The sequence below is a fragment of the Pseudomonas sp. G11-1 genome (genome assembly GCF_024031555.1).
In the GTDB taxonomy this organism is placed as follows: Bacteria; Pseudomonadota; Gammaproteobacteria; order Pseudomonadales; family Pseudomonadaceae; genus Halopseudomonas; species Halopseudomonas bauzanensis.
Genome location: NZ_QEYQ01000001.1, coordinates 547,135 through 566,491, shown reverse-complemented (window position 1 = coordinate 566,491; position 19,357 = coordinate 547,135). Strand labels below are relative to the sequence as shown.

Sequence of the window (19,357 nt, the reverse complement as noted above, 5' to 3'; positions counted from 1 at the left end):
TACGCAAAACCCTACAACGGTATAATTGATATTTATAAATATTATGAGAGGTCTAGATGGTCGACTGGAATGATTTAAAGTTTTTCCTAGAGACGGTCAAAGCTGGATCATATATAGAGGCCTCGCGACGCTTAGGCGTTGACAGGACGACAGTCGCTCGTCGCATTCATGCGCTAGAGAAACAGCTAGACGCGCCATTGTTTGAGCAGACTGCAACAGGCTACCATCCGACAACAGTAGGAAAGTACGTTTTAGCATGCTCTAATAAGGTCGACCAGCTGATGCGAGAGTTCTCTGAGAAAATTAAAAAGCATGAGGCAGATGCCGTTGGGTGCCTCCGGCTGGCTGTATCGACTTGCCTATGTAGTGAAATAATAGATCCGCTCATGCAGGATCAAAAGATGACCGATAATATAAGAATTTCCACCGACTTGGTTGCTCGCCCATTGGAGTACCTCAAACAACGGAAGGCCGATGCCGCCTTAATATTAACTAGTGTCCCAGAAGATGGTATGGATGGGTTTCTTGTTGGCCGATTCTCCGCATCAGTTTATAAAGCAGATTCCTATCTTCAAATGGGCCTCAATGTAGAGTGGGATTCAGAAAGATGGGTTGGGTGGACCAAAAACGTAACCGAATCAATTCTAAGTAACTGGACTGAAGACAATGTAGTCGATAAGGCGTGCATAGTCGCACGGTACAATACTTATGATCTAATAAAGAGGGCTACTAGCCAGGGGCTGGGGTTGTCTATATTGTTGGATTCCTTTGTGAGTGAAAAAGATAATCTCGCTAAAGTTTTTCATGATGTCGATTTAATAGGGTGTGAGTTATATGTAGTGCGCCTTAGTGCGGTGCCTTTGGATATTAATGTACAAGCTGCAATAGAATTAATTGTTAGTGATCTTCAGAAGTATCTGCTATCTTCTGATGGATTTATAGTTTCCTAGTTTGAATGTGCTTAGTGAAGGCTGCTATTTAGGAAGTTTAATAGCAGCCTTGATAGTTAAAAGCCCTGATAAGAATTTAAAAGAACTGGCTATACCATTGGCGCAATTGGAAGATCTCTCCATCATCTTCGCATAGCAAAGGGTTGTCCCTATATATCTTGTTCTCCCATATAATGACATCTTCAGCAAAAGATGTATGCGCAGCCTCAGCATAATCACGAGCAATTTCACCAGTGTCGGGTAAGCTGGGGTCGCGGAAGAGCTTCAATCCATAGCATAGATCCACATACTCATGATCTATCGGAGTATGATAATTAATTTGGACGCTTTTGTGCTTGCCAAGCATATTTACATGCATAACTGCAGGTCCATAGTAGACTGCGTCGGTCTTTAGTTCTGATCCGTCGTTTGTAAGGCTAGGGTGTGCTTTAATGGTGGTTATCTGCTGAGCGATATGTCCATCAAAACTAACTTCGATTGTATTTATGGGGGCATGGTGGACATGCGCAAAGTGCGGGCCATCGACAAGGTTCTCAATGATTTCCTTTCCTTGCGTTTTTATGCGCCATCTTTTGAAATACCACTTTGTCCATCCGGACTGTCCATTCATGCCTTCGCCTTCGGGAATTTCCCAAGTAGGTTCGTTGCCGTTCGGATCGAACCACATATGAATCACTTGGTTTAATTCTCGTACAGGGTATTTCTTTAATTCCCCTTTTTTTGCTTTAACGGGAATTCTATCGCAGTAAGGAATATCTACGCACTTTCCGGACATGTCAAAAGCCCATCCGTGGAATGGGCATTTGATTGTTTCACCTTCGCAGGTACCGCCACCTAAATGCGCGCCCAAGTGTGGGCAATGGGCATCTAATATTGATACCTCACCGCTTTTTCCGCGGAATACTACATAGTCTTTATTGAAGTACTTTATTGCTTTAACTTCTTCGCACGCTATCTCATCTGAAAATAGTACGCCGAACCACCCGGTTGGAAATTTATTGTGGTAGTTTACATTCATATCACATTCTCTTTTGTAGAGTGTATAGGGGTCATGGGTTTGGTAACTGATGAGCCGGCAGGTAGCGGATTTCCCTCCAGATCACAATTGTGAACTCGTCTTATCCAATTTTCGGTATCGCTGTTTTGACGTGAAACGAAAACCTTCTTCTTAAATACCGACTCAGGCACGTCAGCACGGTCAATATAAAATTGATCATACCACTCGCGGAGTTGATAAACTGGCCCATCGCCGCTACAAAGGACTGGGTTGTTAACTCGTTTTTTAGTGTCCCATATCCTAAGGTCTTGGAAAAAAGTTTCTTGTCCATTCGCTATATACTCAGCCATCAGCTTCTGATTCTCAGAAAATGACAATTCAGGTACCGCCTTAACCTTCATGCCGAAATGCATCATGAATTTATTTTGTGAGATGGGCACGCTACCGATGAGCATGATACATACTATCTTATGCCCCCACATCTCAGCTTCCATATCAGCTATCACATACGAAGGTCCATGATAAAATGCCACGCTGCTCAATGAGTCGCCGCTACCAATTAATTGGTTCCCGCCTGTAAGCATCTGGCAATAATTGTGCCCTTCTGATACGTTTATGTAACTGCTTACAGGGGAGCCGTGGACTGGTTCAAAATGATAAACATCCGCTAAGTTGTCTATCAGTTCTCTGCAGTTGCTGTTCGCCGGGCGACTAATAACCGTCCAGTCCGACCAGTCCCTTTCGTGGCTGCTTCTATGAGGCGGTATTTTCTGATTATCTATGGGGGGCAATTCTTCGTGGTCGTGCCAAATAAATAATAGTTCGTTTTCAATATGAGTTGGCCATTCTTTTAACCTCGCTTTGGGAGGTATTCTGTCGGCGTACGGGATGTGTTTACAAGCTCCCCCGTCCCCCCATTGCCAAGAATGGAATGGGCATTCGAGATTATTTCCTTTTACTGTGCCTATTGAGAGGTCCGCACCCATATGTGGACAAAAGGCGTTAAATACGCGAATTTGATTGTCTTCGCCACGGTACGCGACGATTTTACTCCCAAAGGCGTCGAAACTTTTAATTTCGCCTTTTTTAATATCGCGCTCTAAGCCAAAACAATGCCATCCACGAGCGTACCTGGTTGGGTTTTCTGAATCTATTTTTGAGTATGGAATCATTTTTATTCTCTCTTTCTTATTTTGTTGTAACGGCAACGATTAATGTAGCAATCGAAAAGATTATGGCAATGTTTTTTTTTGCACTTATGAGTGTAAAAAAGCCCATTTCCTGAAGGTCGCTTTTATGCATCGATGATGTAAAACTGCATGCGTTTAAAAATAACAAGTATTACAGTCGCTTATGCGTTAAATAGACTTGTCCAATAGATGCTGTAGACAGGGATTATATTTTGAAGGTATTTCCGCCAGGGCGTCCCGTGGCGGTGCGCCGACCACCGGTGAGCTGCTGATGACCAGCGCCAACTTCGTCTACATGATGGGGCCCAACGGCCTGGCCAACCAGACCACGGTGATGAGTGAGGTGGTCAACCAGCGCATCATGGATGTCGACACCCTCCACATCGACGCTGGCGGGGTGATCTCCACCGACGACGACTACACCTACGGCACCCAGACCCGTTCCAGCACCCTGGCCGGGTTCAGCGTGATTCTCGATTACCCGAGCATCTTCACCGGCTGGGATCTGGCTCTGTCCGGCACCTGGCAGCAGAATCTTGATGGCAGTGCCTATCAGGGGCTGGGGCGCGATGAAAGAACCCTGACGCTGGGAGCGGACTTCAGCTACATGGGCAACTTCGAGGTCGGCACCACCTGGGTCAACTATCTGTCATCGCCGGATGTCAACAAGGGTCGCCTGATGGCGGACCGCGACTATCTGTCATTCAACGTCAAATACACATTCTGAGGGAGCAAACTGCATGCGCATGATCAAACCTCTGGGTGCGGCCGTAGTTGCCGCCAATATGCTGCTCGGTGCCGGGCTGGTGCAAGCCGCTGCCACGCCCGAAGAAATCGCCCGCCTGGGCAAGGACCTGACCTGCGTTGGCGCCGAGAAGGCGGGCAACGCCGACGGCAGCCTGACGGCTTGGACCGGCAAATGGCTGGGTGTGCCGGATCACATGGAAGCGCCGACGCCGGGCCAGCATCCGGTAGACCCGTATCCCGATGACAAGCCGCTGTTCACCATCACCGCGGCGAACATGGCCGAGCACGCCGAGCGCCTGTCGGCGGGTCAGAAGGCCCTGTTCGAGGCTTATCCCGATACCTTTGCCATTCCGGTATACGAAACCCGCCGGGACTTCCGGTTCCCTGACAGCGTTTGCGAGGCGACCCTGCAGAATGCCAAGTCGGCCACGCTGGTCAGTGATGGCGAGGGCGTCGAGGCGACCACCGGCGGCATCCTGTTCCCCTTCCCGAAAAGCGGCCTGGAGCTGATGTGGACATCGTCCTTCTTCACCTACCGCCCCTGGACCGAAGAGCTGGTGTCGGACAACGCCTACGTACTGAGCAATGGCCGCATCACCTGGGGGCAGGTAGCCTCGAAGAACCTGGCGCCGCCGCTAGAGCCGGGCAAGATCGGCACCACCGAGGGCGCCTCGTCCTATTACCGCAACGAGACGCTGCTGCCCCAGCGTGACCGCGGCGAAATCAACACCGGGATCGAGTTCTTCGACCATACCAAGGAGCCGCGCCAGAGCTGGCGCTATGACCCGGGCACCCGCCGCGTGCGCCAGTCGCCAGAATACGGCTTCGACATGCAGTTCCCCGGCTCCGGCGGCACCATCACCGTGGACGAGGTGCGGATCTTCAACGGCTCGGGCCAGCGTTATAACTGGAGCATCGTCGGCAAGCAGGAGATGTACGTGCCGGCCAACGCCTATCGTATCCACTCGCCGGATGTGAAATACGAAGACCTGCTGACCCCGGGGCACGTCAAGCCCGAACACATGCGCTATGAGCTGCGCCGGGTGTGGGTGCTGGAAGCCAACATCAAGGATAACTACCGCCGCCTGTACACCAAGCGGCACATGTACGTGGACGAGGATACCTGGCTGATGGTGATGGGCGATAACTACGATGCCCGTGGTGGCCTGTGGCGTACCTCGATGGTCAACTACTACTACGCGCCCGAAGCCCAGACCTGGCAGGCCGGCGCCGGTCTGTACCATGACCTGCAGGCGCGCAGCTACCTGGCGTTCAACCTGGTCAACCAGCAGCCCAAGGGTTTTCTCCTCAACCAGGGTGGGCTGTCATCCCGCGACTTCGGCCCCGAGGCCGCACGCCGCGCGGGTCGCTGACCCCGGGGGCCGTCCTTCAAGGGCGGACCACCGCCGCAAACAACAATCCCGCCATCGGCGGGATTGTTGTTTGTCAGTCGCCGGTAAACCTTGGCCGGCGCTTCTCGATAAACGCCTGCATCCCTTCCTTCTGGTCTTGCGAGGCGAACAATAGGGCGTTGGCCTTACGCTCCAGTGCCAGCGCCGCCTCCAGCGAGGCGTCCATCCCGGCGAGGATGACTTCCTTTATCTGCTCGGCGGCCAGCGGTGGCATCCCGGCAATCAATATGGCCTGCTCCAGGGCTGCGTCCTGTACGTGATCATCCTCCACCACCTCGCTGACCAACCCGGCGACATATGCCTCCTCGGCACTGATCGGGCGGCCGGTCAGCGCCATCTGCATCGCCTTGGCCTTGCCGACGGCGCGCACCAGCCGCTGGGTGCCGCCAATGCCGGGCATGATGCCGATGCGGATTTCCGGCTGGGAGAAGCGCGCGCTGCGCCCGGCAATGAGGATGTCGGCATGCATCGCCAGCTCGCAGCCGCCACCGTAGGCATAGCCGCACACCGCAGCGATCACCGGCTTGGGGCAATGCTGGATCGGTGCCCAGGTGCGTTCGGTATGGCGCTGGTAGATATCGATGGCGCCTACCCCCGCCATGCTGGAGATATCTCCCCCGGCGGCGAACACCTTGTTGCCCCCGGTGAGGATGATGCAGCGGATCTGCGGGTCGGTGGCCAGTTGGCTGAAGTGCTCGGCCAGCAGGGCCTGCAGCTCGAGGCTGAGGGCGTTGGTCACTGTCGGCCGGTTGAGGGTGAGCCTGGCCACGCCCGGGGCGGGCAGGTCGAGCAGGACGCAGGGGGAGTCGGATGAGGACATGATAGGCCTATGGCTGCAGAGGATGGGAACTGGCTTCGATTGTTGGTTTGGCATGGGTGTGCTTCATCGTCCGTTCAGACGAAGTGAGGAGACGGTCGAGCCCATAGAGTGAGGCCATGACTTCAAATGAGGGGTGGTGTATGCAGTCTCCCAGCCAACTGGATTATCGCGGCAAGGTGGTGCTGGTTACCGGCGGCACCAAGGGTATTGGTGCGGGTATTGCCAGTGCCTATCTGGCCGCCGGGGCGCAGGTGTTCGTCTGCGGGCGCCAGGAGCCCGAGCAGCTGCCCGAGGCGGACGGCCGCCAGGCGCAATTCCTGGCCGCCGATGTGCGGGATGTGGAGGCCACGGCTGCCGTGATCGAACGTATCGGCGAGCTGGCCGGCCGGCTCGATGTGCTGGTCAATAATGCCGGCGGCAGCCCCTATGCCGAGGCCGCCACTGCCTCCCCGCGCTTCAGCGAAAGCATCCTGCGCCTGAACCTGTTGGCGCCGCTGAACATCGCCCAGCAGGCCAACCAGCTGATGCAGCAGCAGGCCGAGGGTGGGGTGATCATCTTTATCGGTTCGGTCAGCGCCTCGCGTCCCTCGCCCGGTACTGCCGTTTATGGTGCTGCCAAGGCCGGCATCGTGGCGCTGGCCAGCTCGCTGGCGGTGGAGTGGGGCCCCAAAGTCAGGGTGCTGACCATCAGTCCCGGGCTGATCCGCACCGAACAATCCCATCTGCATTATGGCGACGAGGCCGGTATTGCCGCGGTGGGGGCGGGCATTCCCGCCGGCCGCATGGGCGAGCCGGAGGATATCGCCAATGCCTGTCTGTATGCCGGCTCGCCAATGGCGGCCTATTTCAGCGGTACCAACCTGCTGTTGCACGGCGGCGGAGAACGGCCAGCGTTTCTGGCTGCCTCCAATGCCGGCAAGGCGTGACCCAACCTGACGACGCCGACAACGGCAGCGTCCAATAGAACGATCAGGAGACGAACTTGGCTGAACAAGAATTGCTAGACAAGATACAGGCCATGGTCGGGCGCGAGTACGGTCGCGTCTACGCCTGGGATCGGGTGAATGCACCCATGATCCGGCAGTGGTGCGAGATCATGGGGATCAATAACCCGCTGTATACCGACCCGGAATTTGCCCGTGCCCAGGGGCATGCGGACGTGGTGGCGCCGCCAGGCATGTTGCAGATCTGGTGCATGGGTGGCCTGGACCAGGAGAATTTCCCGGAAGGCTCCAGCACCGAGAACAACTTCGAAGTGCTCAAGTTCATTGAGCCCTATGGCTATCCGGCGGTGGTGGCAGTCAACTCCGATCTGTATTTCGATCGCCCGATCATTGCCGGCGAGCGCCTGTATTTCACCGCGCGCCTGGATTCGGTCAGCGAGGAGAAAACCACGCCGCTGGGAACGGGGTTCTTCGTCACCGTGCTGATGACCTATTTCTCCCAGGCAGAGGATGGCGGCACGGATGAGCAGGTCGGCAAGCAACTGTTCCGCGTCTTCAAGTTCAAACCGGCGCAGCGTCCGTCTGCACCCAAAGCGGAAGAACAGAAAGCGGCGCCCAAGGCCATGCGCCCGCTGCCCGGCAAGAGCGACGACACCCGCTTCTTCTGGGAAGGCTGCGAGGCCGGCAAGCTGCTGATCCAGCGCTGCACCGATTGCCAGACCCTGCGCCACCCACCGGCGCCGGTGTGCATCAAGTGCCACAGCTTCGAGTGGGATACCCAGGAGGCCAGCGGCAAGGCTCAGCTGTATTCCTTCGTGGTCATGCACTATCCGGAAGTGCCGCCCTTTGATTACCCGAATCCGATCGGTCTGATCGAGCTGGATGAGGGGGTACGCCTGATCGCCGGTCTGGTCGGCGTCGAGGCCGACCAGTTGCAGATAGGTCAGCGCCTGCAAGTGGAATTCCATCGTTTCGATGACCGGCAGACCCTGCCGCAATTCCGCCCGGTGGCCTAACAGGAGGCGTCCATGGACTTTTCATTGAGCGACGACCAGCGCGCGATTGCCGAGATGGCCGATAGCGTGTTCCGTGATTACTGCACCGATGAGCGCATGCGCGAAGCTGATCTGGCCGGTGAGCCATTCATGCAGCCGCTGTGGCAGACCTGTATCGAGACCGGCCTGCATGCGTTGGCGATTCCGGAAGCCTTCGGCGGCAGCGGCATGGGCTTTACCGACCTGCATTGCGTGCTACGCGCCCAGGGCAGCGGCCTTGGCCTGGTGCCGCTGTGGCAGCACCAGCTGGTCGCGGCCTGTCTGGCTGAATATGCCGCTGACAGCCAGCGTGAGCTGGTTGAGCGGGCAGCTGCCGGTAGCGTGCTGTTGAGCTTTTCCCTGCAGGGGCTGGCGGCCAGCCGCGGCCTGGGCCTGCGCTTGGGTGAACAGGATGGCCGGCTGCTGCTGCAGGGCCAGGCCAATGCAGTGGATGTAGCGGCCCAGGCCGATCAGCTGTTGCTTGTGGCCAGTACTGCCGATGGCCCGCGCCTGGTATTGCTGGATACGCGCAGCGAAGGCGTGGAACTGATCGCCGGCGTGGCCAACCATGGTCTGGCGGTGGCCGATGTGCAGTGTCGCAATGTACTGATCGATGCTACCCAACTGCTGCCGGTCGCGGCCTTGCCCTGGCTTGAACAGCGGGCGATTGCGGCAGTGGCAGCGGCGCAGCTGGGCGTCAGCGAGGAGCAGGTGCGGCGTACGGTGGAGTACGTCAACCAGCGCGAACAGTTCGGCCGGGCGATCGGTACCTTTCAGGCAGTGCAGATGAGCATGGCTGACTGCCATATTGCCATTGAGGGGCTGCGCACCTCGCTGTATCAGCTGTGCTATCGGCTGGACAACGGGCTGCCCAGCGACTCGGAAGCCTTCGCCACCCGTTACCTGTGTACCGAGGCCGCGCACCTGATCGGTCACAAGGCCCAGCATGTACATGGTGGCATCGGCGTCGATCTGACCTATCCGATCCACCGTTTTCTCTACTGGAGCCGTTACCTGAGCCTGGTGCTGGGCGGATCTGCCGCCACACTCGAGCGTCTCGGTGACTGGCTGGCCAACAATGACAAGCTTGGATGGAAATATGACCTCGATGAAAACCAGAACCTTTGCTGAAACCAGCCTCGGCGAGCAACTGCCCGAGCTGGCGATTCCAATCACCGTGACCTTGATCAATGGCGGCGCGATCGCCACCCGTGACTACTTTCCCGGTCACCATGATGTGGAGGCCGCCCGCGAACTGGGCTCGCCGCACATCTTCATGAACATCCTGACCACCACAGCGCTGGTGCAGCGTTTCATCGAGGGCTGGGCCGGCCCGTTGGTCAGCTTCGGTGATATCCAGATCAAGTTGGGCGTACCCAACTACCCCGGCGACACCATGATCTTCAGCGGTGAAGTAACCGAACGCGATGAGGCCACTCGGTCAATCGTGATCCGCCTCAAGGGCAAGAATTCCATGGGTAACCACGCGGCCGGTACGGTCAGCCTGGTTCTGCCCGCATAACGGAGACGCGAAGATGAATGATGCATTGCTTTCCGGCAAGGCCGCGATCGCTGGCCTGGGCGCCACCGAGTTTTCCAAGAATTCCGGGCGCACCGAATTGCGTCTGGCGATGGAAGCGACGTTGGCCGCGCTGGCCGACGCCGGTATCGACCCCAAGGACGTGGATGGCTTCAGTTCCTACTCGGTGGACAAGGTACCGGAATACGAGATCGCCCGACTGCTGGGCTGCGACCAGGTCAAGTTCTTCTCCCAGGTACCCCATGGCGGCGGCGCCGCCTGCGGCCCGGTGATGCATGCGGCCATGGCTGTGGCGACCGGTGTGGCGAAGACCGTGGTGGTGTACCGGGCAATGAACGAGCGCTCCTGGTACCGCTTTGGTACCGGTAGCTACGGCTTCGGTGACACGCCGCTGTTCGACAACGTCAACTATGGCTGGTACATGCCCCATGGCTTCCATACCCCGGCTTCCTGGGTGGGCATGTTCGCCCGGCGCTACATGCACACCTACGGCGCTACTACCGAAGACTTCGGTCGCATTGCGGTAGCGGTGCGCGACTTTGCCGCAACCAATCCGGCCGCGTTCTTCTACGGCAAGCCGATTACCCTGGAAGATCACCAGAACTCGCGCTGGATCTGCGATCCGCTGCGCCTGCTCGATTGCTGTCAGGAGTCAGACGGCGCGGTCGCCATGGTCATCACCTCGGTCGAGCGGGCCCGTGACCTGCAACAGAAGCCGGTGATCATCAAAGGGGCGTCCCAGGGCATTGCCGATGGCCAGCAGAGCATGACCTCCTTTTACCGTGACGACATCACCGGCCTGCCGGAGATGGGCGTGGTAGCCAAGGAAATCTACCGCCAGTCCGGCCTGGGTCCGGATGCGATCCAGACAGCGGTGATCTATGACCACTTCACGCCTTTTGTATTGCCGCAGCTGGAGGAATTCGGTTTCTGCGATCGTGGCGGTGCCAAGGACTTTATCCGCGCCGGGCACCATGCCCGCGGTGGACGCCTGCCGATCAACACCCACGGCGGGCAGTTGGGTGAGGCTTACATCCACGGCATGAACGGCATTGCCGAAGGTGTGCGCCAGGTGCGTGGCAGCTCGGTGAACCAGGTAGCCAACGTGGAGAACGTACTGGTTACCGCTGGCACCGGCGTGCCGACCAGCGGCCTGATTCTGGGCGTAGCCTGAGGAGCGCAGCATGTTTGTCGATCTGACCGCGGAACAGAAAAAACTGCGTCTTGAGGTACGGGATTACTTCAATAACCTGATGACCGATGAGCTGCGCTGCGAGCTGCGCGGCGCGGAGGGCTCGGACACGTCGAACCGGCTGGTTCGGCAAATGGGTCAGGATGGCTGGCTGGCGGTAGGGTGGCCAAAGGAGCACGGCGGACAGGGCTACGGCCCCACCGAGCAGCTGATCTTCTTCGAGGAGGCCAACATCGCCGGTGCACCGCTGCCTTTCGTTACCATCAGCACCGTGGGACCGGCGTTGATGGCTCACGGCACGCCTGAGCAGAAAGAAAGCTTCCTGCCGGGCATCGCTGCCGGAGAAATCCATTTCGCCATCGGCTACTCCGAGCCGGGCGCCGGATCAGACCTGGCGACGCTGAAGACCACGGCGCGGGTTGAAGAGGATGGCTTTGTCGTCAATGGCAACAAGCTGTGGACCTCAGGTGCCCATTCCGCCGATTACATCTGGCTGGCTGCACGCACCAACCCGGAAGAGGCGCGGCATAAAGGCATCTCCATCCTCATTGTCGATACTAAGACCGAGGGCTTTTCCCATACCCTGATCCCGACCTGCAGCAACCCTACCGCAGCCACCTACTATGACAATGTGTTCGTGCCGAACAACCGTCTGGTCGGTGAGCTGAACAAAGGCTGGCAACTGGTTACTGCCCAGCTCAACCACGAGCGGCTGGGGCTGGGTTCCTGGTCAGACCGGGTGGTGGGCATTTTCCGCAAGGTCTATTTGTGGGCGCGGGCGGAGGATGAACAGGACCGGCGCGCCGCGGACCAGGCCTGGGTACGCAGTCTGCTTGCGGAGTGTTATGCCAAGATCGAGGCGATGCGCCTGATCAACTTCCGTATTGCTGCCGACCTGGATCAGGGGCGGATGGATGTGGCGTTGGCCTCGACCACCAAGGTATTTGGTTCGGAGGCGGTGGTTGATATCCTGCGCAAGCTCAGCGAGGTGGTTGGCGCCAATGGGCTGGTCCGCGAGGGCAGTGCGGCGGCTTTCCTGCAGGGTGAGCTGGAATACGATGTACGCGCTTGTGTCACGCTGACCTTCGGTGGCGGTACCAACGAGATTCAGCGGGAGTTGATTGCGCAATTTGGCCTGGGCATGCCGCGCTCGCGTTGAGCGGCGGGGTAAGCCAACAGGTGCCATAAAAAAGGCTGATCGGATGATCAGCCTTTTTCCTACCATGGGGCCCGGAACTCAGCGCTCCAGATGCTCCAGCTTGTCCGCCACACCATCCCATTCTTCGGCGTCGGGCAGGGCGTCCTTCTTCTCGGTGATATTCGGCCACACGTCGGCCAGTTCGGCGTTCAGCTCGATGAAGGCCTGCTGATTCTCCGGCACCTCATCTTCGGCAAAAATCGCATTGGCCGGGCACTCGGGCTCGCACAGGGCGCAATCGATGCACTCATCGGGATGAATGACCAGGAAGTTCGGACCTTCGTAGAAACAGTCGACAGGACATACTTCAACGCAATCGGTGTACTTGCATTTGATGCAGTTGTCGGTCACAACAAAGGTCATGGTAGGTCTCCCAAAAGGCGTGCCAAAAGATGGCGCGTATTCTAGCAGCAAATTTCCCGGTGGGGCACTTCGCTGGATGTTTTTTACCCGCTTGCGTCATTTGGCTGCAGCTTTAATGATAATGGCTATCATTTGTCGCTATTTCAGCCCAACTCCGTCTTCCACTGATACAGCAGCTCGAGTGCCTGGCGCGGACTCAATTCGTCCGGTTTGAGGCGCTGGAGAGCCTCCACCAGCGGATGCGGCGCCGCGGCGAACAGATCATTCTGAAGCGGCATGCTGTCCCGTACCGATCCGCTCGCCGTCTGGTGCAGGCTCTGCTGTTCCAGGTCCGCCAGATGCTGCCGCGCCCGGTCGATCACCGGGCGCGGTACGCCGGCCAGTTGAGCTACCTGCAAGCCGTAGCTCTGGCTCGCCGGGCCCGGCAGAACGGTATGCAAGAACACGATGCGCTCGTTGTGTTCAGTGGCGTTCAGATGCACGTTGGCGACCCCCGGATCGCTATCGGCCAGCGCGGTCAGTTCGAAGTAATGGGTGGCGAACAGGGTGAATGCCCGCACCTGGGCCAGGTATTCGGCGGCGGACCAGGCCAGCGACAGGCCATCGAAGGTGCTGGTGCCGCGGCCCACCTCGTCCATCAGCACCAGACTGCAGTCGGTGGCGTTGTGCAGGATATTGGCCGTTTCGCTCATCTCGACCATGAAGGTCGAGCGGCCACCGGCCAGGTCATCGCTGGAGCCGATGCGGGTGAAGATGCGATCGACTGGCGACAGCTCAACTTTCGCCGCCGGTACGAAGGCGCCGATATGAGCCAGCAGTACGATCAATGCCGTCTGGCGCATATAGGTGGATTTACCACCCATGTTGGGGCCGGTGATGACCAGCATGCGGGTATCGGCGGTGAGTTGCAGGTCGTTGGCCACGAAGGGGCCGTCGAGCACCTTTTCCACCACCGGGTGGCGGCCCTTTTCGATGCACAGCTGGCTGCTGCCGGACACAAAGGTCGGTCGGCAGTAATCCAGGCTGGCGGCGCGCTCCGCCAGGCAGGTCAGCACATCCAGCTCGGCCAGGCTGGCGGCGCTGTCCTGCAGGTGGGCCAGATCATCATTCAGGCGATCAAGCAGTTCATCGTACAGCTGCTTTTCCCGGGCCAGGGCACGGCTGCGGGCCGACAGGGCCTTGTCTTCGAACTCCTTGAGTTCGGGGGTGATGAAACGCTCGGCGCCCTTGAGCGTCTGCCGGCGGATATAGTCGGCCGGGGCCTCGGCCGACTGGCCGCGGGACAGCTCGATGAAATAGCCATGCACGCGGTTGTAGCCGACCTTGAGGGTGGACAGGCCGGTGCGCTCGCGCTCGCGGGTTTCCAGGTCGATCAGGTACTGACCGGCGTTCTCGCTGATGTTCTGCAGTTCATCCAGTTCGCTGTCATAACCGGTCTTGATCACGCCACCATCGCGGATTACCGCCGGCGGGTTGTCGATGATCGCCCGCTGCAGCAGCTCGGCGAGTTCTGGATAGGTAGATACGATCCTCGCCAGCTGCGCTATGTGCGGGGTGGCTACCGGCTCCAGCGTGGCCTGTAGCTCCGGCAGGGTGGCCAGTGCATCGCGCAGACGCGCCAAGTCCCGCGGACGGGCCGAGCGCAGGGCGACGCGGGCGAGAATGCGCTCGATATCACCAATGCCCTTGAGCACCGGGTGAATGGTCTCGTAATGGTAGCCATCGATCAGCCCGGCAATACTGTCCTGGCGCGCCTGCAGCACTGCCATGTCGCGCAGCGGGCGGTTCAGCCAGCGGGCCAGCAGACGGCTGCCCATGGCGGTGGCGCTGTGGTCCAGCACATCGAGCAGGGTGTTGTCGCGGCTGCCGCCCAGGTTGCAATCAATCTCCAGATTGCGGCGGCTGGCGCTGTCGATCACGACGCTGTCCTCGAAGCGCTCCTGGGTAATGCTGCGCAGGTGCGGCAGGGCGGTGCGCTGGGTTTCCTTGGCGTAGCAAAGCAGTGCACCGGCAGCGCCGAGGCCCAGGGTCAGGTCGGCGCAACCGAAACCGACCAGATCCTTGGTGGCGAACTGCTGGGTCAGGGTCTTGAAAGCGCTGTCCTGGTCGAATTCCCATGGCGCGCGGCGGCGCACCGAGCGGCGCCGCTCGATCGGCGTATTGGCTTCCCAGTCGTCGGGAATCAGCAGTTCCGCCGGCGCCAGGCGCTCCAGTTCGCCGAGCAGCGTTTCCCAGCCGCCCAGTTCCATCGCGGTAAAGCGGCCACTGTTGATATCCAGGGTGGCCAGGCCGAAACGTCGCTCGTTGCCCACCAGCGCGGCTAGCAGATTGTCGCGGCGCTCATCCAGCAATGCTTCGTCGCTTACGGTACCGGGAGTGAGGATGCGCACCACCTGCCGCTCGACCGGCCCCTTGCTGGTAGCCGGGTCGCCGATCTGCTCACAGATGACCACCGACTCACCGAGCTTGACCAGCTTGGCCAGATAGCCTTCGGCGGCGTGAAAGGGAATGCCGGCCATAGGGATCGGCTGGCCGGCGGAATTACCCCTGGCGGTGAGGGTGATATCCAGCAGCCGCGCGGCTTTTTTCGCGTCATCGTGGAACAACTCGTAGAAATCACCCATCCGATAGAACAGCAACTGATCGGGATGCTGCTGCTTTATGCCAAAGTACTGCTGCATCATCGGCGTGTGGGTAACGGATTTCTCGGCGCGGCTCATGAAGGTCCCTGATCGATAGTTCTGCAAGAAAAGGGCATAGTCTAACAAACGGTGCCGTCTTTTAAGCGTAAGAATGAGGAGCATGCGATGTCGCAATATGATCCCCTGATCGATTCCGCCGCCGCCCGACTGGGCAATGCATTGCGTCAGCAGGGCCTGCGTGTGACCGCGGCCGAATCCTGTACCGGCGGCGGAATTGCCGAGGCGATAACCCGGGTCAGCGGCAGTTCCGGCTGGTTCGATACCGGCTTCGTCACCTATGCCAATCACAGCAAGGTGCGCTGGCTCGATGTGAGTGAAGAGGACCTGCTGCAGTTCGGCGCAGTCAGCGAGCCGGTAGTGCGGGCCATGGCGGAGGGAGCGCTGGAGGCTGCCGGGGCGGATCTGGCGGTGGCGGTGAGCGGGATTGCCGGGCCCGAGGGCGGCACGCCGGACAAGCCCGTGGGTACCGTCTGGTTTGGCTGGGCTGTCCGTGATCGAGGTGTGCTCAGTCAATGTCGGCGCATCCAGGGCAGCCGCCGGGACGTGCGCGCCCAGGCGGTGTTGCATGGCCTGGAGGGGCTGATTATGGAGCTGGAGAAGTTGGCGAGAGCGCGATAGCGTTGCTCGGCACCCATTCGCGGGCAAGCCGCTCCCTAAGGTGTCTGTAGATGTCGTTGCAGGGGCGAAGCAGAAGGCGTTGCCAATCGCCGCACAGTCTCGATGAAAGGGGGTAGGCGATTCCGGACAACTGTGGAATAATCACTGACCATACATACAGTGTTTTGATTTTCCATTTTTCCGGGGCGCTCGCGTACCCCCATACCAGAGGATGCACAATGGACGACAACAAGAAGAAGGCGCTTTCAGCGGCTTTGAGTCAGATTGAACGTCAATTTGGCAAGGGTGCGGTCATGCGCATGGGCGACCACGAGCGTCAGGCGATCCCGTCGATCTCCACCGGCTCGCTGGGCCTGGATATCGCCCTGGGCCTGGGCGGTCTGCCCAAGGGCCGGATCGTCGAGATCTACGGTCCGGAATCATCCGGTAAAACCACGCTGACCTTGTCGGTTATTGCCCAGGCGCAGAAAAGCGGCGCCACCTGCGCCTTCGTCGATGCCGAGCACGCGCTCGATCCGGAGTACGCCGGCAAGCTGGGCGTGAATGTGGATGACCTCCTGGTGTCCCAGCCGGATACCGGTGAGCAGGCACTGGAAATCACCGATATGCTGGTGCGCTCCAACGCCGTGGACGTGATCATCGTCGACTCCGTGGCGGCACTGGTGCCCAAGGCCGAAATCGAAGGCGACATGGGTGACCACCACGTCGGCGTGCAGGCTCGTCTGATGTCCCAGGCGCTGCGCAAGATTACCGGTAACATCAAGAACGCCAACTGTCTGGTGATCTTCATCAACCAGATTCGCATGAAGATCGGTGTCATGTTCGGCAACCCGGAAACCACCACCGGCGGTAACGCGCTGAAGTTCTACTCCTCGGTGCGTCTGGATATTCGCCGCACCGGTGCGGTGAAGGAAGGCGACGAGGTGATCGGCAGCGAAACCCGGGTCAAGGTAGTGAAGAACAAGGTGGCGCCGCCGTTCCGTCAGGCTGAGTTCCAGATTCTGTATGGCACCGGTATCTACCATAATGCCGAGATCATCGACCTGGGCGTGCAGATCGGTCAGATCGAGAAATCCGGCGCCTGGTACAGCTACAAGGGCAACAAGATCGGGCAGGGCAAGGCCAATGCGGCCAAGTTCCTGGCTGACAACCCGCAGATCGCCGATGAGATCGAAAAGGCCATCCGTGATGAGTTGCTTCCCAAGGCCAGCAGCAAGACGGCTGCGGTCGAAGAGAATGCCGATCTCGACGGCTGATATCGGCAACTGACGCGTGTTAGGTAAACAGAGCCTGGATACCCCGGCGGCTATCCGCCGCTCGGCGATGGATCTGCTGGCCCGGCGCGAACACAGCTACGCCGAGCTAGTGCGCAAGCTGCGCCAGCGGGGCGCAGCAACCGAGATGGCGGAAGTGGAGCTGGATCGGTTGCAGGAGCAGGGGCTGCTCAGCGATGAGCGCTTCTGCGAGGCTTACGTCTATTCCCGCAGCCAGCGCGGTTATGGCCCGGTCCGGCTGCGCGAAGAGCTACGCCAGCGCGGCGTGGCCGAGCGGCTGATCGACGAAGTACTGCGTGATGGTGCCTGGGATTGGGCCGCTCTGGCCCAGATGGCCTTCGCCAAACGCTTCCCTGAAGGTCCGGCCAGTGACCTCAAGGAGCGAGCGAGGCAGCAACGCTTCATGCAATATCGCGGCTTCGGTGGCTACTTCTCGAACTGACTCCATGTGGGGCTACTTTGATCCCGACGTGACTTACATGGCCTGGCAGTGATCGGCCACGAAACTCTGGGTCAGCACCGGCTGGTTGGAGTCAGCCAGCACGAAGTGGTAAGTCAACGTGGCACCCATGTCCAGCAGACGGCGAAAGCGCTGGTCGGCACAAACACTGCTTTGCAGCTGGCTGCGCACTACCAGTGGGTCACTCTGCATGCGCGAGGCATAAGCAGGGTCCACGGTCAGGTGATTGATGAGCTCCTGCCCTTCGGCAGTGAAGCCTTCATCCACAATATTGGCATTGACCTGCCGCGGGGTACCCTTGCTGCTTTGCTGAGCGACACTCTTCAACGTCGCTTCCAGACGGGTTTCGCGCAAAGATGCGGCCTGGCTGGGCAGGGCGATCAACAGGGCAATCATGACGATAAGGTAACGCATAGGTTCTCCACCGGGCTGTGTTCATATCTGCGAGCGTACATCTGTGACCTTCATCGCTCCTACTGGTTCTGAGGGGGCATGAATTTTCCTCAGTGGTGGTCGGCTGGCTCCTGCTGAACAGCGGCCGGACCTTGGCGGTGTTGCCGATACAGCGGATGGCATCAGGGTCGATACTCTCGAACCGCAGCGCCAGTGCCAGGCTAGCCAGGGCGCAGATGCTGAACTGAATAAAGGATACGCGAATCGGATCATATCGTATGGCCAGTATGCCGGCCAGCAACACATGGATTGCCCAGCAGGCGGCACCCGCCAGCAGCGCAACCGGAGAAAGACACCGCGTGTGCTGTTGGGTTCCGGTAAACAAATTGACGGATGCTGTCTCCAATGTCAGGCTGTGTCGCTGCGCGATGACATATCCGGACACACAACACAGGCAGGAAGCGGCATGGGGCCTATCTACGAGATTCTGATTGCGGACGATCATCCATTGTTTCGCAGCGCTCTGTTTCAGGCGCTGAGCAGTGGCCTGAGTGCCGAGATCAAGCTGACCGAGGCCGGTTCGATTGCCGAGTTGCAGGCCCTGCTCGACCAGCGCAGTAGTTGGGATCTGGTGCTGCTCGACCTGAACATGCCGGGCGCCCACGGTTTTTCCGGCCTGGTATTGCTGCGTAGCCATTATCCTCATGTCCCGGTGATCGTCATATCAGCCCAGGAAGAGGCCGCGGTGGTCAAGCGTGCGCGGGACTTCGGCGCAAGTGGTTTTATCCCCAAATCCTCCAGTCTGGAGAATATCCAGAAATCGGTGCAGGACGTGCTCGATGGCGATGTCTGCTGGCCGGCACAGGTTGATGAGAATGTCGCTCCGCTGAGTGCGGAGGAGGAAGCCATCAGTACCCAGCTGGCCAGCCTGACGCCGCAGCAGTTCCGGGTGCTCAGCATGGTCTGCGATGGTTTGCTGAACAAGCAGATAGCCTATGAACTGAGCGTTTCCGAAGCGACCATCAAGGCGCATGTAACGGCTATTTTCCGCAAGCTGGGTGTACGCACCCGTACCCAGGCGGCCTTGGCGCTGCAGCATATGGAGCTGGCCAGGTCGGGCCGCCAGTCGCACTCCTGACATGGAGCCGCCGGAAAACCCCTACAAAGGCATCACAGGCGTCAGGCGCATCTGGCTTGCCTGCGGCTATTCGCTGGATGGGCTCAAGGTGGCCTACCAGGGGGAGGCGGCCTTCCGGCAGTTGGTCTGGCTGGCGATGGTATTGGTCCCAATCGCTTGTGTACTGCCGGTCTCGGCGCCAGCCAGAGCACTGCTGATCGCCTGTGTGGTGCTGTCACTGGTGGTGGAGCTGTTGAATTCCGCCATCGAAGCGGCTATCGATCGCATTTCCCTGGAACGCCATCCCTTGTCCAAGGCGTCCAAGGATATGGGCAGCGCCGCGCAGATGTTGAGCCTGTTTCTGATCGCGGTGGTCTGGGCGCTGGTGTTGCTGAGCAATTGAAGT

General features: G+C 58.9%; 20 protein-coding genes. 14 read left to right on the top strand and 6 right to left on the bottom strand.

Features of this window, described 5'->3' with window-relative positions; genetic code table 11:
* The first annotated feature begins 56 nt into the window (after positions 1–56).
* Positions 57–950 (top strand): LysR family transcriptional regulator, encoded by an 894-nt coding sequence (locus DHB74_RS02665; RefSeq protein WP_499160701.1) that lies wholly within the window; start codon positions 57–59, stop codon positions 948–950.
* Positions 951–1,026: 76 nt separating this feature from the next.
* Here DHB74_RS02665 and DHB74_RS02660 read toward each other — a convergent pair whose 3' ends face one another.
* Together DHB74_RS02660 and DHB74_RS02655 are read right to left on the bottom strand one after the other, a co-directional pair.
* The gene (locus tag DHB74_RS02660; RefSeq protein WP_499160700.1) at positions 1,027–1,968 is read right to left on the bottom strand and encodes a 3-ketosteroid-9-alpha-monooxygenase, oxygenase component; all 942 of its coding nucleotides are present in this window, start codon (positions 1,966–1,968) and stop codon (positions 1,027–1,029) included.
* The gene (locus DHB74_RS02655) at positions 1,965–3,119 is read right to left on the bottom strand and encodes a 3-ketosteroid-9-alpha-monooxygenase, oxygenase component (RefSeq protein WP_499160699.1); all 1,155 of its coding nucleotides are present in this window, start codon (positions 3,117–3,119) and stop codon (positions 1,965–1,967) included. The genes DHB74_RS02660 and DHB74_RS02655 overlap by 4 nt, the downstream gene beginning before the upstream one ends.
* Positions 3,120–3,408: 289 nt before the next feature.
* Between DHB74_RS02655 and DHB74_RS02650 the strand changes: the two genes are divergently transcribed.
* On the top strand, positions 3,409–3,864 hold the full coding sequence (locus tag DHB74_RS02650; protein ID WP_499160698.1) for a DUF1302 family protein: 456 nt from the start codon (positions 3,409–3,411) through the stop codon (positions 3,862–3,864).
* Between the two features lie 13 nt (positions 3,865–3,877).
* On the top strand, positions 3,878–5,257 hold the full coding sequence (locus DHB74_RS02645; RefSeq protein ID WP_499160697.1) for a DUF1329 domain-containing protein: 1,380 nt from the start codon (positions 3,878–3,880) through the stop codon (positions 5,255–5,257).
* Positions 5,258–5,330: 73 nt separating this feature from the next.
* Here the strand turns inward: DHB74_RS02645 and DHB74_RS02640 are convergent, their stop codons facing one another.
* Entirely contained in the window at positions 5,331–6,116 is a 786-nt protein-coding gene (locus tag DHB74_RS02640; RefSeq protein ID WP_499160696.1) for an enoyl-CoA hydratase, read from the bottom strand.
* A 140-nt stretch (positions 6,117–6,256) separates the two neighbouring features.
* Here DHB74_RS02640 and DHB74_RS02635 point away from each other — a divergent pair, with 140 nt between their 5' ends.
* From DHB74_RS02635 to DHB74_RS02610, 6 genes are read left to right on the top strand one after another with little or no spacing between them, the layout of a single operon-like run.
* On the top strand, positions 6,257–7,042 hold the full coding sequence (locus tag DHB74_RS02635; protein WP_499160695.1) for an SDR family oxidoreductase: 786 nt from the start codon (positions 6,257–6,259) through the stop codon (positions 7,040–7,042).
* Positions 7,043–7,098: 56 nt separating this feature from the next.
* Positions 7,099–8,076, top strand: coding sequence for a bifunctional MaoC family dehydratase N-terminal/OB-fold nucleic acid binding domain-containing protein (locus tag DHB74_RS02630; RefSeq protein ID WP_499160694.1), 978 nt, complete (start codon positions 7,099–7,101; stop codon positions 8,074–8,076).
* 12 nt (positions 8,077–8,088) lie between these two features.
* A complete protein-coding gene (locus DHB74_RS02625) occupies positions 8,089–9,225 on the top strand; it encodes an acyl-CoA dehydrogenase family protein (protein ID WP_499160693.1) in 1,137 nt (378 codons plus the stop codon).
* Complete coding sequence (locus DHB74_RS02620) at positions 9,194–9,616, top strand: MaoC family dehydratase (RefSeq protein WP_499160692.1); 423 nt, start codon at positions 9,194–9,196, stop codon at positions 9,614–9,616. Before DHB74_RS02625 ends, DHB74_RS02620 begins: the two co-directional genes overlap by 32 nt.
* Before the next feature lie 13 nt (positions 9,617–9,629).
* Entirely contained in the window at positions 9,630–10,808 is a 1,179-nt protein-coding gene (locus tag DHB74_RS02615) for a lipid-transfer protein (protein WP_499160691.1), read from the top strand.
* A 10-nt stretch (positions 10,809–10,818) separates the two neighbouring features.
* Positions 10,819–11,985: an acyl-CoA dehydrogenase family protein gene (locus DHB74_RS02610; RefSeq protein WP_499160690.1), complete on the top strand. Its 1,167-nt coding sequence runs from the start codon at positions 10,819–10,821 to the stop codon at positions 11,983–11,985.
* A 78-nt stretch (positions 11,986–12,063) separates the two neighbouring features.
* Here DHB74_RS02610 and fdxA read toward each other — a convergent pair whose 3' ends face one another.
* Both fdxA and mutS read right to left on the bottom strand, forming a co-directional pair.
* On the bottom strand, positions 12,064–12,387 hold the full coding sequence (gene fdxA / locus DHB74_RS02605; protein WP_280164547.1) for a ferredoxin FdxA: 324 nt from the start codon (positions 12,385–12,387) through the stop codon (positions 12,064–12,066).
* Positions 12,388–12,530: 143 nt separating this feature from the next.
* Entirely contained in the window at positions 12,531–15,107 is a 2,577-nt protein-coding gene (gene mutS / locus DHB74_RS02600; RefSeq protein ID WP_499160689.1) for a DNA mismatch repair protein MutS, read from the bottom strand.
* An 87-nt stretch (positions 15,108–15,194) separates the two neighbouring features.
* On the opposite strand from mutS, the gene DHB74_RS02595 reads away from it, so the two are divergent.
* The 3 genes from DHB74_RS02595 (at position 15,195) to DHB74_RS02585 (ending at position 17,423) form a co-directional block, all read left to right on the top strand.
* A complete protein-coding gene (locus DHB74_RS02595) occupies positions 15,195–15,707 on the top strand; it encodes a CinA family protein (RefSeq protein ID WP_036988531.1) in 513 nt (170 codons plus the stop codon).
* 218 nt (positions 15,708–15,925) lie between these two features.
* Positions 15,926–16,963, top strand: a complete 1,038-nt coding sequence (gene recA, locus DHB74_RS02590; RefSeq protein WP_036988537.1) for a recombinase RecA — start codon at positions 15,926–15,928, stop codon at positions 16,961–16,963.
* Between the two features lie 67 nt (positions 16,964–17,030).
* The gene (locus DHB74_RS02585) at positions 17,031–17,423 is read left to right on the top strand and encodes a regulatory protein RecX (RefSeq protein WP_051610695.1); all 393 of its coding nucleotides are present in this window, start codon (positions 17,031–17,033) and stop codon (positions 17,421–17,423) included.
* Between the two features lie 33 nt (positions 17,424–17,456).
* Here the strand turns inward: DHB74_RS02585 and DHB74_RS02580 are convergent, their stop codons facing one another.
* The gene (locus DHB74_RS02580; protein ID WP_036988539.1) at positions 17,457–17,855 is read right to left on the bottom strand and encodes a PA3611 family quorum-sensing-regulated virulence factor; all 399 of its coding nucleotides are present in this window, start codon (positions 17,853–17,855) and stop codon (positions 17,457–17,459) included.
* 445 nt (positions 17,856–18,300) lie between these two features.
* Between DHB74_RS02580 and DHB74_RS02575 the strand changes: the two genes are divergently transcribed.
* A complete protein-coding gene (locus tag DHB74_RS02575; RefSeq protein ID WP_036988540.1) occupies positions 18,301–18,972 on the top strand; it encodes a response regulator transcription factor in 672 nt (223 codons plus the stop codon).
* 1 nt (position 18,973) lies between these two features.
* On the top strand, positions 18,974–19,354 hold the full coding sequence (locus DHB74_RS02570; RefSeq protein ID WP_036988541.1) for a diacylglycerol kinase: 381 nt from the start codon (positions 18,974–18,976) through the stop codon (positions 19,352–19,354).
* The last annotated feature ends 3 nt before the right edge of the window (positions 19,355–19,357 follow it).

Excerpts from the sequence above, each read along its gene's own strand:
- DHB74_RS02575 (WP_036988540.1), top strand. The coding sequence starts at position 18,301 with ATGGGGCCTATCTACGAGATTCTGATTGCGGACGATCATCCATTGTTT.
- DHB74_RS02665 (WP_499160701.1), top strand. The coding sequence starts at position 57 with ATGGTCGACTGGAATGATTTAAAGTTTTTCCTAGAGACGGTCAAAGCT.
- DHB74_RS02635 (WP_499160695.1), top strand. The coding sequence starts at position 6,257 with ATGCAGTCTCCCAGCCAACTGGATTATCGCGGCAAGGTGGTGCTGGTT.
- DHB74_RS02610 (WP_499160690.1), top strand. The coding sequence starts at position 10,819 with ATGTTTGTCGATCTGACCGCGGAACAGAAAAAACTGCGTCTTGAGGTA.
- recA (WP_036988537.1), top strand. The coding sequence starts at position 15,926 with ATGGACGACAACAAGAAGAAGGCGCTTTCAGCGGCTTTGAGTCAGATT.
- DHB74_RS02615 (WP_499160691.1), top strand. The coding sequence starts at position 9,630 with ATGAATGATGCATTGCTTTCCGGCAAGGCCGCGATCGCTGGCCTGGGC.
- DHB74_RS02650 (WP_499160698.1), top strand. The coding sequence starts at position 3,409 with ATGACCAGCGCCAACTTCGTCTACATGATGGGGCCCAACGGCCTGGCC.
- DHB74_RS02645 (WP_499160697.1), top strand. The coding sequence starts at position 3,878 with ATGCGCATGATCAAACCTCTGGGTGCGGCCGTAGTTGCCGCCAATATG.
- DHB74_RS02660 (WP_499160700.1), bottom strand. The coding sequence starts at position 1,968 with ATGAATGTAAACTACCACAATAAATTTCCAACCGGGTGGTTCGGCGTA.
- fdxA (WP_280164547.1), bottom strand. The coding sequence starts at position 12,387 with ATGACCTTTGTTGTGACCGACAACTGCATCAAATGCAAGTACACCGAT.
- DHB74_RS02625 (WP_499160693.1), top strand. The coding sequence starts at position 8,089 with ATGGACTTTTCATTGAGCGACGACCAGCGCGCGATTGCCGAGATGGCC.
- DHB74_RS02655 (WP_499160699.1), bottom strand. The coding sequence starts at position 3,119 with ATGATTCCATACTCAAAAATAGATTCAGAAAACCCAACCAGGTACGCT.
- DHB74_RS02585 (WP_051610695.1), top strand. The coding sequence starts at position 17,031 with ATGGATCTGCTGGCCCGGCGCGAACACAGCTACGCCGAGCTAGTGCGC.
- DHB74_RS02640 (WP_499160696.1), bottom strand. The coding sequence starts at position 6,116 with ATGTCCTCATCCGACTCCCCCTGCGTCCTGCTCGACCTGCCCGCCCCG.
- DHB74_RS02570 (WP_036988541.1), top strand. The coding sequence starts at position 18,974 with ATGGAGCCGCCGGAAAACCCCTACAAAGGCATCACAGGCGTCAGGCGC.
- DHB74_RS02595 (WP_036988531.1), top strand. The coding sequence starts at position 15,195 with ATGTCGCAATATGATCCCCTGATCGATTCCGCCGCCGCCCGACTGGGC.
- DHB74_RS02580 (WP_036988539.1), bottom strand. The coding sequence starts at position 17,855 with ATGCGTTACCTTATCGTCATGATTGCCCTGTTGATCGCCCTGCCCAGC.
- mutS (WP_499160689.1), bottom strand. The coding sequence starts at position 15,107 with ATGAGCCGCGCCGAGAAATCCGTTACCCACACGCCGATGATGCAGCAG.
- DHB74_RS02620 (WP_499160692.1), top strand. The coding sequence starts at position 9,194 with ATGACCTCGATGAAAACCAGAACCTTTGCTGAAACCAGCCTCGGCGAG.